Origin of the sequence: Phormidium sp. FACHB-592 (assembly GCF_014695795.1) — a bacterium.
In the GTDB taxonomy this organism is placed as follows: Bacteria; Cyanobacteriota; Cyanobacteriia; order Leptolyngbyales; family Leptolyngbyaceae; genus Stenomitos.
Genome location: NZ_JACJOZ010000108.1, coordinates 14,229 through 27,541, shown reverse-complemented (window position 1 = coordinate 27,541; position 13,313 = coordinate 14,229). Strand labels below are relative to the sequence as shown.

10 protein-coding genes are annotated in these 13,313 nt (G+C 50.7%); 2 read left to right on the top strand and 8 right to left on the bottom strand.

Features of this window, described 5'->3' with window-relative positions; all coding sequences use genetic code 11:
* Positions 1 to 329 precede the first annotated feature (329 nt).
* Both H6F86_RS31120 and H6F86_RS31115 read right to left on the bottom strand, forming a co-directional pair.
* Complete coding sequence (locus H6F86_RS31120; RefSeq protein WP_190455648.1) at positions 330 to 1,838, bottom strand: putative molybdenum carrier protein; 1,509 nt, start codon at positions 1,836 to 1,838, stop codon at positions 330 to 332.
* A gap of 293 nt (positions 1,839 to 2,131) precedes the next feature.
* A complete protein-coding gene (locus H6F86_RS31115) occupies positions 2,132 to 3,250 on the bottom strand; it encodes a hypothetical protein (RefSeq protein WP_190455645.1) in 1,119 nt (372 codons plus the stop codon).
* A gap of 225 nt (positions 3,251 to 3,475) precedes the next feature.
* Here H6F86_RS31115 and H6F86_RS31110 point away from each other — a divergent pair, with 225 nt between their 5' ends.
* Positions 3,476 to 4,114 carry a hypothetical protein gene (locus tag H6F86_RS31110; protein ID WP_190455640.1) on the top strand — a complete coding sequence of 213 codons (639 nt, stop codon included), beginning with the start codon at positions 3,476 to 3,478 and terminating at the stop codon, positions 4,112 to 4,114.
* Here H6F86_RS31110 and H6F86_RS31105 read toward each other — a convergent pair.
* The 6 genes from H6F86_RS31105 to H6F86_RS31080 form a co-directional block, all read right to left on the bottom strand.
* On the bottom strand, positions 4,098 to 5,201 hold the full coding sequence (locus H6F86_RS31105) for an AAA family ATPase (protein WP_190455637.1): 1,104 nt from the start codon (positions 5,199 to 5,201) through the stop codon (positions 4,098 to 4,100). The genes H6F86_RS31110 and H6F86_RS31105 overlap by 17 nt on opposite strands.
* Before the next feature lie 260 nt (positions 5,202 to 5,461).
* Positions 5,462 to 7,267, bottom strand: coding sequence for a DNA polymerase (locus H6F86_RS31100; RefSeq protein WP_190455634.1), 1,806 nt, complete (start codon positions 7,265 to 7,267; stop codon positions 5,462 to 5,464).
* A 70-nt stretch (positions 7,268 to 7,337) separates the two neighbouring features.
* On the bottom strand, positions 7,338 to 8,714 hold the full coding sequence (gene dnaX, locus H6F86_RS31095) for a DNA polymerase III subunit gamma/tau (protein WP_190455631.1): 1,377 nt from the start codon (positions 8,712 to 8,714) through the stop codon (positions 7,338 to 7,340).
* 71 nt (positions 8,715 to 8,785) lie between these two features.
* The gene (locus H6F86_RS31090) at positions 8,786 to 9,277 is read right to left on the bottom strand and encodes a hypothetical protein (RefSeq protein ID WP_190455628.1); all 492 of its coding nucleotides are present in this window, start codon (positions 9,275 to 9,277) and stop codon (positions 8,786 to 8,788) included.
* A 1-nt stretch (position 9,278) separates the two neighbouring features.
* On the bottom strand, positions 9,279 to 10,622 hold the full coding sequence (locus H6F86_RS31085; RefSeq protein ID WP_190455623.1) for a ParM/StbA family protein: 1,344 nt from the start codon (positions 10,620 to 10,622) through the stop codon (positions 9,279 to 9,281).
* Between the two features lie 468 nt (positions 10,623 to 11,090).
* A complete protein-coding gene (locus H6F86_RS31080; protein ID WP_190455620.1) occupies positions 11,091 to 12,368 on the bottom strand; it encodes an RNA-guided endonuclease TnpB family protein in 1,278 nt (425 codons plus the stop codon).
* A gap of 59 nt (positions 12,369 to 12,427) precedes the next feature.
* On the opposite strand from H6F86_RS31080, the gene tnpA reads away from it, so the two are divergent.
* Positions 12,428 to 12,841, top strand: coding sequence for an IS200/IS605 family transposase (gene tnpA, locus H6F86_RS31075; protein ID WP_190455616.1), 414 nt, complete (start codon positions 12,428 to 12,430; stop codon positions 12,839 to 12,841).
* The last annotated feature ends 472 nt before the right edge of the window (positions 12,842 to 13,313 follow it).

The window sequence follows — 13,313 nt, the reverse complement described above, 5'->3', positions numbered from 1 at the left end:
CTGGCAGGCTTAATTGCGTATACCTATCAGGAGAAAAAACCCTCCTTGAACTTGGAGTGCAAAGGCTTGCCTGCACTGCCTCCGGTTGTCTTCTAACCCCGTCGAACTCACGTTAAATCAGTACTGATCACAAGGCAAACCATGCCAACGTCAAGACTGTCTTGTAGGGCGCAGGCAACCATGAGACAACCACCCTCCGCAACACGGATTGCGTCTGGGGTGTCGAAGTCTTCTGGGTCGATCACATGTCTGAAGGTTTCTGTGTCACAAAAAGACTGAATGGCTTGACTGACTTAATTGAAGGGCACCATGTTGTCTCCATTCATTGTTTAATTCATTGCAAGCTCTGACCTTACTCTTACGATTTCTGCCAGTGCAACTTTCAGCACGGTCTCCACTCTGTCTTCTAATCCAGGGCACTTGGATTCGCGATTGCCAGCGACGTTTAGCGTTTGAACGCCCTCATCTAAAACCCAGTCTTTAATCCGTTGTACGGACTCGTTAGGGTGCTTGAACAAGTTGGCGGTACTAAGGTGCAGGCAGGGTTTCCTATGCTTGTCAGCCAGCTCTACAGTGCGAAAAGTGCCTTTGTCCTGTTTAGGGTCAATGCTGCCCAGAACTAGGGTGCCGTCTGATTGCTTTACATTGAGTTCAGTGCGGAGTATGTACGTGTGACCGGCACTATTACCGCACGGACCTTCAACCAAGCCATAATCAGCCAAACGGGGATTTGTGCCATTGGGAAATCGGGCACAGCACTCGACTAACCAGCCGTAAGGGGCAACGCCGCCTGTCTGAAGCCCTAATGCATGGGCTGCCTTCAGTCCACCTATGTCCGCTCCGGTTTGTCCACCTGAAATGACAACGAGTGTTGTTGGTTTAGGTACCACTGTCTCTACTCCTTTTGTGGTTGGTGTTTTTGGTGCGATCGCTGGCTCTAGAGCTGCTGCCTGCACGATGTTAAGAAAGGCTTGGGGCAGTTTCACATTTGTGGGCACTGCTTTCCCAACCCACAGTCCGCCTATTTCGGTCTCTGAGTAGCCTGCCAGTTCGCAGCCGAAGCGAGTGACCAGAAACTCATGCTTAGGGTGTGCGATCGCATGTTCCAGGAACACACTGATCTGTTGCTCGATCTCGTTTAAGGGGACTGAGCGTAACTGCTGCTCTTTGGGCTTCGTCAAATCTTTGGTCACAATCGCGTAAGCTTGACCCTGCCGTCCACATGGGTTGCCGTATTCTGCACCGAACTTCATGGCTTGGAGGGCAGCTCCTTTACCGTGCCGTCCCTGAGTGTTGCCGCCGAACATAAACACTTGGTATGGCTCTAGAGCGGTGATACGATCAGGTGAAGCCGTTGCTTGGTCGCTGACTTCAGCTGCGTCTAACTGCTGAACGAACAGCAGTTCTGCCAGCACCTGTGCCTGTGAAATGGGTGTACGGGCAAACTTGTCAGTCAGCACTTTGCCTTCTGCTGCAGTTGTCAATGTATCCATGAGCACAGGGTTCTCGGTTGCCCACCGTTGCCAGAGACTTTTGTACTGGCTATGCAATGCTTCTATAGGCATTGGTTTCAGCAGCAGTTTGCCTTTCCCTAAGCGCCAGTCATTGCCTTGCACTCGGTACCCCTTTACGTCCAGTTGACACGCCTCTTCAATCGTCCGTCCGTCGCTCAGCTTTGCATAGAGGGCACTGAAGCGGCGATCACCTTGAGTAGAACACTCATAACCTGCTTTTCTGACTGGTGCATAGTGTGCCCACTGGGACGCGGTTGCTGCTGGTCGTTGTGTCCGCTCAGGAAATTCAGGCATGTCTTTGAAAGCGGTTTCGGGAGTTTGCATTGACGGTGTTCGCTGGTTGTCCAGGCAGGTTTTGAGTGTGTCGAGGTGGCACCGCTTTGGTTCACGATTTCAATGAGTGAATGCTGGTTGAGGCTGTTCATGGGCTGTGGTTTGGTTGTGTTTGTTCCGTACTTGCAGAAGTGAGCAGGCGCGAGAAGGAAAGAGTGCGGCGGCGGCGGCGGCGAAAAACCAACCCCTCTAGCTTGACTAGAAGAGTTAGTTTTTACTAGCAGCGAGAACGCAGAAGTTTGCAACTGGGCTGGTTGTGACCGTTTGTGTAATTGCGGAGTTGGCTACTCCGCAATAGTGACGGTAGCCTCAGATTTGCGGTGAAACTGCACTTTGTACTCCTCCAGCATTTCAGTTAGAGCGTTCATGTACCAGGTGCCCTCAATCCGTTTGGTGTCCATGAATGACACCAGCACAGGCGCTTGTCCTTCGCGTGCTTGAAGGTGCGGGATTTGGAGCGGCTTGCGCCACTTGCAGTCTATGTCTTGCAACGCTCCAACCGTCCCTAAGGGGAACTCGTTTTGTGCGTCCCGAAAGGCTCGAATGAGCACTCCTTGAGGTGCTGCTTTCCGTTGTTCGTCAGCGTAGGTAAAGCTGCTTTGTTGGTTGCGAAGGCGTGCCAAGCACTCCCACTCACTCGTATTAAAGTCCAGCAGCAGCACACAGTACTGCCCCACACCTGATTGCTCTGTAACGACGAAGTTAGACGCACCAGGTTGAGCGACGGGTCCACCTCTCGCCATGACTGTGTCAATGTGGCTCTCTTTATGAGTATTCGAGCGATTGCCGAATTGGCGCTGTCTCGCTTCGAGTTCTTGTTGATTCAGTCGTAACAAACACTGTCGCATGTGCTTTCGCTGCTCCTGTTCGCTAACCTCAACCGGACGACCGTCCTCTAGCTTGACTTTAATGATTTCAGGCTGCCGCTTTTCAGTGTCAGGGTTGAGCTGCACTTCTACCCAGTACCGTTCCACTGCAAGGTCGAGCAGGCGCTCAATGAGAGCCCGGATCGTTTGTTCGCTATTGGCACCAAAGTTCTTGAGAAACTCAGCCTCTGTGCCTGCCGCTTGCAAGTTTTGCTCCATATATGCCTCGACTGCGGCTTTGACAGGCGCATAGATCATACGTCTGCGAGCTTCCTTGTACTCAGCCATTGCTGAAGGCGCGTTTTCGTCGGAGCGACGGGGCAGCTGATCGCGTACCGCCATGTACTGACGATCATTGATAAAGTTCGTCAGCAGGGTCTTAAAACCATATCTTAGACTGTTGTACAGCTTGTAGAGAGCCTGAGCTGTTTCTAGTTCCTCGGTGGTCTTTCCCATCGTGGGATTCAACACAATGTCTTGGGCCAACGCGAACGCTTGGGGGTCGCAATCAGAGGGAGCGGGAGTGCATTTTTGCATAGCGATAAGTTTGTTCCTGAACGTTGTGTCACTGGGGCGTCAGCCCTCACAACGGATACAAGCAAGGGAGAAAGGGCAGGAAAGAGAAGGAAAGGCGTTACAGCGAGCAACTTTTTGCTTTGCTGACTAATTTTTTGCGGTTCGACGACACGCTTAGAAAGCTGAGGTAAACTTGTTTAGCTTAGTAATTTTGTACTGTTTTATCAATATTAGGAGGCTGTTCTTATGTTTATAAAGGTTAGTGAGCTAGAAGACGGGGTACGGATGTGGTTTAACTGTGCCCTCAAGCTGCTTTATGTCAACACTATGCCCGCACTGCCGGGCTCGCCGGAAATGCTTATGGAGCCAGCTTATTGGGAAGCAAAACTAGCGCTCGATATTGTAATTCACGAACGTCCTCGTTGGGCAGAGGCTTACTACCACCGTGGTGTGGCCTTTGCAGCTCTGACGGAAGGCGTTTGGGTTAGTCCGTTAACAGGACGGGCTTTACAAGACTTTGGCACAGCGCTTAGTCTTGACCCTAACTTTGCTGAGGCTTACCAGGCACGCGCTGCTTTGTACTCTCAGCAACGCCCTCAACGAGCGATCGCTGACTTGGGCAGCTTAATTACGATTCAACCCACTGTGGACACATACTTGAAGCGGGCACGCCTGCTACATTGGCAGGGAGAGTATGCTGCTGCCGTTGCTGACTACCGGGAAGCCTTGAGACGCTATATATCGTATTGCGGGGTGGTCGAGCGTCAACAAGTTGAAGGTTATATGGATCGAGTGTCTCTAGAGTTGCAGAACGGCAATCTGCAGGGTGTCCTGAACAGCCTCGTTATGTTCTGGGAGCAGCACAGCTTTATGAGCTACCAGTAACAGTGCGCTTTGGGAATAGAGTGAGCTGTTTTAGGGCTGGTGTTTGTGGTGTTTGTACGTCTGAGGTGGCTGTTGTCTGTTCTACGTCAACTGGTATCACTGTTGCTATGCTTTTTGTTTTCTTTGAGCCGTTGGACTTTTGAGCCTGACGGCTTTTTGCTAGCTTGGTCCGCTCTACTGCTTCTTCGGCAGTGACTGGCATGGGTGCGTGCAGGCTTACTGGCTCTGGTAAGGTCACCGCCCAAACCCCATTGCGGTTCAGTTGGAGCAAGAGCACGTCCCAAGCTAGCTCTGGTTGTACGGACTGCTGGAGCTGGGCGATCGCGTGATCGAAGCATTCCAACAGGTGCGGCTGGTCAAACAGTGAGCGCTGCCACCACTGTAGGAGCCACATCTGTTGGGTTTGCGTCAGTGCTTTGAGGCTTTGCGCTAGTCCTAAACACTCATGGGGTGACCGCACGCCTTGTGCCAAAGCACTGCTTATCGGTGCCAGTGCATTAACCATTCGGCAATGCTGCAAGATTTGCCCTGGTTGACCGGGTGCCAGTGCTACTAACTCAGCCGGTGCTGGTGTGACATAGGGTGCTAACACAGCCTGGCACTCGGACGCTGAAAGCGACTGCAGGTAGAACGTTTGGCAACGCGAACGGATTGTTGTGACCACTGCGTCTAGTTGGTCTGTAGTCAATAGCAACACCGCTTTACGCGGCTCTTCTAGAGTTTTTAGTAATGCGTTGGCTGCACTGACTGTCAGCGTCTCCGCCTGGTCAATCAAGATGACACTACGACTACTGACCAACGGCTGTTGACGTAAGTAGCGAATGAGGGACTGCACCGCGTCTACTTTGATCACAGCGCGTTTGCCGGTCTCAGTGTCAAGCGGTTCCAGGGTATAGAAGTCTGGGTGTCCGTCCAGTAGTAAGCGTCGTTGACCGGGCAGATACAGCAACTGATCGGCAAGCCAGCGGGCTAGCGTCCGTTTGCCAACGCCTTGGCTGCCAACGAACAGGTAAGCATTGTGGATTCGCTCTTGGTCTAAAGCGTTTTGTAGTAGCTGTACACTCAGGGCATGTCCAATTGGTTTCATAAGAAGATTTGACGAATTTGGGACAGAATGGGTCAGGCAAGGTCAGTTTTGGGGCATTTAAGGCAACTTTAGGACTTACTGGGTCAATTTGGGACAGAATGGGAGAAAATGGGATGACTTGGGACAACACGGGGTATTTCAGGTCTGACATGGGACAAAGCGGGTCGGTCTGATATGACTTTGGCTTTACCTTGAAAGCTGCGGTTAACCTTCTACCTTGTGTTTACGAAGAGAGGGGGGAAGAGAGAGGTACAAATTTTTTACGCCGGGTTGCAATTTTGAAATATTTCGGCTTGCACTGCGATCGCAATTTGTGGCAACGTTTGTGTCAATTGAGCGCTTAGTTGAAGTTCTAGTTGCTCTGCTAAAGCCTTACTTTGGTCTGCAGGACTGGAAATATAGAAGCTTGTTTGGTTAAGAAAGACAATGCGGTTGGTTCCTTCGGGACAGTCTTCTACCGTGCCAACGGCCGTTTTTAAGACCTCGTCCGAGGAACCCCACACTAGGAAATGACGCACGTCTCGATCAGACGCTCCTTTCCACCACCGCAGTCCGCCCAATAAGGTGCATCGGTCTCGGTAACGTCTTTTGTTAATCTCTGCGTGGAAGCGGCTCAGTCCTGGGTAGAGCTTTGCCAATAAGTTTTGAACCGTTTTCGTTACAGAAGGAGAGCAGATCAGCCCTCGTTCCGCGTAAAGCCACTGACGGAGGTAAAAGTGTTTGATATTTAAAATGCCAAGTCCGTGCCAGAAAGCCCCTGCAACAGGCTTCCTGTCATAGGGCGTTAATTTCACGTTTGCGTCTGCTAGTGCTTGCATTAGTTTCCGGGTAGGCGACACTCCCTTTGCAAAATCTTCTAGTAGTTGCGCCTCCTGACTGTAAAACGCAAGCAAGCGTAGTTCGAGTTCAGGGAAACTAACTCTAAGGAGTTTTTGACCCGGGTTGACTTGGAGTAGACAAAGCGGCACTTTATAATAGCTCTGAGCCAAATTTTCCAGTGGTTCCACTCTTGTCCGTGAACCACTCATAACCCCACTCATTTTTTCGACCTGATTATGTTGGGGGTGCAATCTCCCTGTGACTGGATTGACACCTGCCACAGTTTGTTGGCACAGTGTCAGCTGTTTGAGCAAGACTCGGTGCTCCAGCGCTAACGCAATCTGCGGCATTTTCACCAGTCCTTTGAGTAGCTCTGCTTCCGTGCCAGCTTCAAGCTGAAAGGCTGTTTGTAATTCCTGCTCGGTGAATTTTGTGGGAATAAACGCTACAGGTTTGCCGAAATTGAGTTTCAACTGCTTTAAGTTGGGTCTCAGAAGACCAACTAAAACCTTCTCGATTGTTTCAAGCCTGAGCTTTACGTCCTGTTCTAGCTCTGTGAGTGCGTCTTCATTAACAGAGAAGCCCCTCAGTTCTAGTGCAGCTAGCAGCGGCAAAAAGCCCTCTTCTCGCTGAGCACGGGCAACAATTTTGCTTCCTTCAAACTGATCCTTTCGTTCGATCTTCGCTGTAATAATCTCAACTAGTGCTTCAAGGAACTCAACGTCTGCGGCGCAATAAGTAATTTGCTCAGTCGTTAAGGGTGCTCGGCTTTCATCACCGACAAACTTTTTCTGTTCATCTTTGTCCAACTTTACCTTAAGGTGCTCATAGACGATTGATCCGAGGTCGTGGTTGTAGACAGAATCCCCTAGATGCAGCAGTTTCGAGCGGAGGCAAGTGTCCTTGATGCTGCCGTTTAAAGGCAAGTCTTCAGCAGACAGCATTTTCAGATCAAACTTGGCGTTTTGGAGGACATTCAGACGTGATTCTGCTAAATATTCCCGTAGCGGCGCCCAGTCGCTTTTAGGGATTCTTTCGATTTGAAGGACGTAAATGGGAAGACCTCTGACTGCGATTTGCACAACTTTGAGCCTGTCAAAATATGGTCTGGCACCTGTAGTCTCTGTGTCGACAGCCCGAGGTTCAAACAATGGTCTTTGGCGTAGTTTATGGACGGCGAGATGCAACGCTGCTGCACTGTCTACATACACTACGTCTGACCGTTTCGCTTCATTTTGTGGCGGCATGGTGTTGGGCTGAAAATTTGCCCAATGTCAGGAGAGAGGGGCAGCAACGTTGAAAAAGGAGGAAGCTTGCTTATTTATGGCTGTTTACAGCCCTGGTTGTGCCCTGTGTTCGCACTCGAAGTGCCACAGAGTAACCCAAGGCTTTGAAGGCGTTCTCAATGTTTTTGCTGTACGCCTTTACGGTTGCTGAAGCAACAGGTGTAGGAGCGTCTAGCGTCGCTACTTGCTCCTGTAGCTCCACCAGCTTGATGGGTTGTAAGAGCCGGTGCTGGTTAGGCGGTGTGTGTTCTACAACACGTTGCCACAGGTCATCCAGGTCAGACAAGCGGTTGCTGCTCTTTGCTGCTGTGACTGTGACTTGTTCATTGACTGCCAGGTCAAGGATGCAACGCTCTAACCAGACGACTGGCTGACTGCTTAGCCGTATGAGTCCGATCGCACTGGACAGGTGCACACTGAGTAGCTGCAGCTGTGGGACACTCACACTTTTAGCTAAGATACTGAGCTGCGCCACGGTAGTTGGCAGACTAGCGTACAACCGTTCTTTTGACCCGGTTGTACATAACTGTTGCAGGTCAGTGAGGAAGCGTAGCAGTCCTTCGACAATGGCAACGGGTGTCCGTCCTTGGTCGCAGAGCCGTCGTAACGGGTTAAGTGGGCTGAGCTCTGGCTGCAGAATAGCGCTTAAGACTTCCAGCAGGTCTGGTTCACTGAGACCACCGCTTACCTGCCACACGTGTTGGGGTGTGATTTCTTCACTGAGTAAACTGAGTTGGTCTAACAACGTTTCGGCGTCTCGTAAACCGCCTTGAGCGATTTGAGCAACGAGCATCAGAGCACTGTCTGTGATGGCGATTCTTTCTGCGTTCGCAATGTGTTTTAAGTGCTGCGCAATGGCTCTGGTCGGAAGCCGCTGGAAGTCAAATTGTTGACAGCGCGAAATAAGCGTCTGCAACAATTTCTGTGGGTCTGTAGTTGCTAGCACGAACACCACGCGCTCGGGTGGCTCTTCAAGTGTTTTCAGCAACGCATTCGATGCCGCGTTGCTTAGCATGTGCGTTTCGTCTATGCAATAAACCTTGTAACGGTACTGCATAGGTTGGAATTGGGACTGCTCAATGAGCTCACGTATATTGTCGACACCGGTATGACTAGCCGCGTCAATCTCAATAACGTCAAGTGCGCCTCCTTTAGTAATACTGATACAGGCTGAGCAGGTGCCACAGGGTTCTGGTGTCGGCACATTTGCGCTGAAGCAGTTTAGTGACTTGGCCAAAATACGAGCACTCGACGTTTTGCCGGTACCGCGTGCGCCTGTGAATAAATAAGCCGGAGCAATGCGCTGCTGGCGGAGCGCGTTAGCCAGCATGGTGGCAATTACCTCCTGCCCGACGAGTTGCTTTAATGTTTGTGGTCGGTATTTCTGGTGTAGGGGTTGGTAAGACATCGGTTGCTCATAAAAAACTCACCCTGTCAGGAGGGTGAGTGTATGAGAAAAGGGGAGGAGGTTTGCTTACCTTAGTCGTCAAAGAGGCTCTCTCTTTCTGGTTTTGCGGTCACACTTGGTTTTGTGGCTCTACTGCTATTTTGTTTTACGTTAGTTGGCTCACTAGTCGGCTGGGGTGGTTTTGCCTGAGTGCCGATTGTGACCTTGCTTTCGGTACTGCTTGTCGCTGCCGCCGAATTTTTAAGCAGTTGTTTGAGACTAACAGCATTCGCCTTCAACCGCATTGGATCGAGGTGGTCGATCGGGAGGTTGGCGAGTAGGGCAATCTCTAGAATTTGGTCACTGAGATCGAGGATTGATTGCAGTGCTACTTCCTGTAAGGTCTCTGAGTCCTGGTAGGCATAAGGTGCCCAGAAGGCACAGATCGCTGCTTCAAGACGCTGCCTTTCCTTGTCTCTGCCGTCATCTTTAAGTCTGTTGACTGTCTGCTCCAGCATGGTGCCGGACTGCAGTCTTAACCTGAGTCGGTTGTCCTTGGGTGCTTGCCCGTTTTCGTTCGGCATATTAACTCCGTTTAGCAGCGCCTTGTCTTTGCTTTGGAACTACTGGGAGTTTGACGTCCTTAGCTTGTCTTCTTGACCCAGCTTTAGCTTTGCCGTTCGTGGGTTCGGTGTCAGTCAACTCTTCGCTTGTAGTTGCTACAGCGAGGCTTTCTTCACTTTCGTCTAACTCGGTTGCTGACTCCGTTTCCCCAGGCCCTAAATTGGGGAAGCGGGCCATTGTATCAACATATAAACCGTAGACATCCGCCAGTCTCACAGCTAGCTCCGTGTCAATTTCGGAGCCTAACCATGCTTCGATCTCTGCTTGAGACTCCAAGCCACCCCAAATAATGCTGTCTGGGTCATGCAATCTGGGCAAGGCGCTAAAGAACTCAACAAGGTCTTCTTGTAGGTAAAGCGCAGTGCCTCCTGAAATGATCACACGATCAACAGTGGACAGGAAGGGACCCAGTGTCGCTTTGATCCAGTGGGTGAGAGTGCTGATGTACCATTTCTGACTCGCTGTAATGGCTTCTTGGAGACGAGCCACTTTTTTCTTGATCTCAGTTCCTGTTACAGCCATTTCAGCAATGCGCTGAATGTACTCAGGTTCTGCCTTCGCGCGGAACAAGTATTCCGGTAGCCTTACCTGGTTCCGTGCACTCAGGTTTAAGGCGGCACGGGTCACTACTTGTTTTTGCAGTTCGAGAAACCCGAGTTGATCACCTAACTGGTCACCCATACCGGTAAGAGGCTTGCCTTCTTCAAACGGTAGTAGAGAGGCGTCACGGTGTCCCACCATAAGTACCAGGGTGTTCTGATCTTTAAAGTTAGCTTCCCTATGCATGTAGCTAATTGAAATGCCTGCCCCTTCAGGCTTTACAGCTACGCTCTCGATTTTGCACCGAATCGGTGTTTTCCGAAAATTAAACTCTCTCAGTTGCTCCTTGAGCAGCTCAATAAACTCTTTCCTGTCCTGGTACTCACTGAACGGTAGCAGGGTGGCGATAGTGAGTTCAAGCCGTGTCACACCCAACCTGGTAGCGATTGCACCTACCGTCGCCAGAATCTTATACACACTCATTTGGTATTTAGTCTCTTCGACTGGGCTTTTGCCTCGCAAGTCTCGTGCTTGCTTACCAACAGCAAAGAGCCGCCCGTCTATGATTTCAATTAAGGCATTGTCTTCTGGACGACCGCCGAGCAACCCAGACTCCAAGAGGTTTTCGCTCTGTACTTCAATAATTTCTGGTGACAGCCGCATGAGTTGGACAGGTTCACCAGCGACATTCCAAAAGGCTTTTGTTTCTGACAACCCGTTGTCGATTGCGAGTAGTACAGGGACTGGTTCACGTGGTTCAGGCATGGAAACTCCTAATGATTCAACAGGCTTTGTGGTTCAGCCCGGGACAGTTAAGGGCAAGCTTGGGCTTATCTGGGACAGACTGGGTTTGATTGGGGAATTTGAAGCCACACTTGGGACGGAATGGGAAACTCTGGGACATTCAAGGTTACGTTGGGGATGTTCCGGGGTAAAACGGGACGACTTGGGACAACTATACACGCAGGCGGCACTTTTGATCACTTTGCCTTGCAGAATTGTGGGTTGCACACGCAAAAGCTCGCGCTCTCTACTATGGTTTGCCAGAAAGCGACCCTGTGAACTGCGTTTTAAGTAGGGCGTTGGTGCTTGTGTCTGTTAGTTCAGCGCGTTGGCGATCGCTGCACCTAAATGACGTAGCGTCTTTTCACGTGAAAAGTCAGCGGCGGCTCGTGCTGACTCTGCAAGATTGACTACTCCCCGGCATCAATGCGCGGGGATTCTAAACGGATGTTACGCGGCACTCTGAAGAGATGCCGCTTCACGTCTCCTTTTAGCTGTCACCCAGACTTGCATCCGAGTGGGGGCAGTCAAAGACCCCCTACCAACTCCGCTCAGATCAAGTCCAAGCATCGTCGCTACTTTACGCAGAATGTTGGCAGCGCCGTTGCAATCGGCGTTGATGTACCAGTTCATTGCGGTACGGTACAAACCGCGCTTCGTTCGCTTGCCAGAAGCTTGCCACCCTTCGGGTTTTGCACCGAAAACAGGTAGCTGATCGCCATCCACAAACGAAGCTTTTGAAGTGTACGATTCCTCTGTTTCCACGAACTGCAAGCCGTACTGCTCACACAGTTGAGCGATACGGTCTTTGAGTCGCGCTGTGGGAATCTGCACAAACTTTTGGTTGGTCTGATGCCCCAAATTGACTGCTTGTCTTTGCCCCTTGTTCCACCCAAACACGACCGTACCGATACTATGCTCAAGGCAGTGGTCAAGCACTAATCGTGCTGCTTTATTAATGGCATCGCGCATTTGTCGGTTGCGTGTTTCGGTGATGCCTGCTAAGCGCTTCGACCAGAAACCTTGCGGCTGACCTTCCTTCACGGTTGAAATCTGCTTGTTATACCAGCGGTTCACCGACTTGAGCTGCAAGCCATCCACAATAAAGCTAGTGCCTATATTGGAGATACACGTCAGCCAGTTATGCAAGCCAGAATCAATCCCCAACGCCTTACTGAAATCAACCTCAACCTTGAACTGAGGCAGACGGTAGACAAACTCAGCGTAGAAGCACCCGTTGCGTGGCAGTAGCCGCACTTCCTTAATGTCCTTAAACTTCAGGTTGCTTGGCATTGGCACCATGAAGCAATCCAAGTCAAACCACGCCTTGATTTGATTGCCTAACGGTAAACGTACCTGCCCATCAACTAGCTTGATTGCCTGTTTGGGGTACGAGACAACCGCTAAACCACCTTTCGTCCGGTAGTTGGGCAACTTGGGCTTATCGGCTAGCTCACCCGCTCTCCAGAGCTTCAATAGCTCACGGTAGGACTTGAACGCTTCGTAGACTGAGCCTAATACCTGCTGCGCTGCCTGTGCTGCTAACGCGGCAAAATGCTTGCTCGGTTTGTACTGGTAGTTTAGGTCAAACTTACTGACATATTTGCCCGTCTTGAAATACCACTGCCGAGCGTAATAAAGGCCCTGGTTTGTGAGCTTATTTGCTTCACTACAAACGAACTCCAAGACTGGGTTTGATTCGATCAGTATGGGTTGACAACCAAACAAACGTACTACCTCATAACTGTTGTTACACTAGCACCCAGCAAAAGATAAAAGTGTGAAGCATGGCTAAACTTTTGGCGAAAGATCATGAGTACAGGCACGAAGGGAACTCGGTTTCACTGATTAACTTTCACTTCGTTTTTGTACCCAAACGTCGCAGACCTGTACTCGTCAAAGGCATCGTTGACCGTGCTCAAGAAATCATCTTTGCTGTGGCAGTCGAAAACCGTTGGCGCATCCTCTCTCTGGGGGTTCAACCTGACCATGTGCACCTATTGGTCAACGTCACGGTCAACGATTCAGCGGCAAAGGTAGCCCATCGGTCTAAGGGCAGGCTTTCTCACAACTTGCGGCTAGAGTTCGAATGGCTGAAAAAGCTGCCCTCTACCTGGACTCCAAGCTATTTTGTTGGCTCAGTGGGCAATGTTTCCACCACCATTGTTAAGCAGTACATTGAATCTCAGAACGGCAAGTAACTGGCAGCTTCAAAGCTGCGGCGGCGTTTCATCCCCGGCTTGAAAGACCGGGGTTCTCACGCTGGTTTTCTATAACAGCTTGCGTCGCACCCTCAGCTCCCTGATTGATCGGTCAGCTTTCTAGCGGCTAAAGTCCAGCAACTCGTACACAAGGGGCGTTGGTAAGTCTGAGCCGAGTCGTCAGCTGACTTACTATCTCAACAATGATGTTTTTACCTATCCTCAACGCTTGCTAGACAAGTGCAGTAGGAATTAACCAACCCCCTATGGACAGTTAGTAAAGTTTCCAATTTGCCCGGTTTTGCCTAAACCGTCCCAACAGTGCCCCATTTGCCCCGCATCGACCCAAATTACCCCGGAGCGTCCCAATTTTGCCCGTTCATGCCCATTGCTTCCCATTTAATCCCAGTTTTGTCCGAGACTGTCCCGATGTGTCTCGATTTAGCTCTAAGCAATCTGGTATGAATGAGCA

Bases quoted from the DNA above. Each gene is read 5' to 3' on its own strand.
- tnpA (WP_190455616.1), top strand. From the start codon at position 12,428: ATGGCTAAACTTTTGGCGAAAGATCATGAGTACAGGCACGAAGGGAAC.
- H6F86_RS31085 (WP_190455623.1), bottom strand. From the start codon at position 10,622: ATGCCTGAACCACGTGAACCAGTCCCTGTACTACTCGCAATCGACAAC.
- H6F86_RS31100 (WP_190455634.1), bottom strand. From the start codon at position 7,267: ATGCCGCCACAAAATGAAGCGAAACGGTCAGACGTAGTGTATGTAGAC.
- dnaX (WP_190455631.1), bottom strand. From the start codon at position 8,714: ATGTCTTACCAACCCCTACACCAGAAATACCGACCACAAACATTAAAG.
- H6F86_RS31115 (WP_190455645.1), bottom strand. From the start codon at position 3,250: ATGCAAAAATGCACTCCCGCTCCCTCTGATTGCGACCCCCAAGCGTTC.
- H6F86_RS31110 (WP_190455640.1), top strand. From the start codon at position 3,476: ATGTTTATAAAGGTTAGTGAGCTAGAAGACGGGGTACGGATGTGGTTT.
- H6F86_RS31120 (WP_190455648.1), bottom strand. From the start codon at position 1,838: ATGCAAACTCCCGAAACCGCTTTCAAAGACATGCCTGAATTTCCTGAG.
- H6F86_RS31105 (WP_190455637.1), bottom strand. From the start codon at position 5,201: ATGAAACCAATTGGACATGCCCTGAGTGTACAGCTACTACAAAACGCT.
- H6F86_RS31090 (WP_190455628.1), bottom strand. From the start codon at position 9,277: ATGCCGAACGAAAACGGGCAAGCACCCAAGGACAACCGACTCAGGTTA.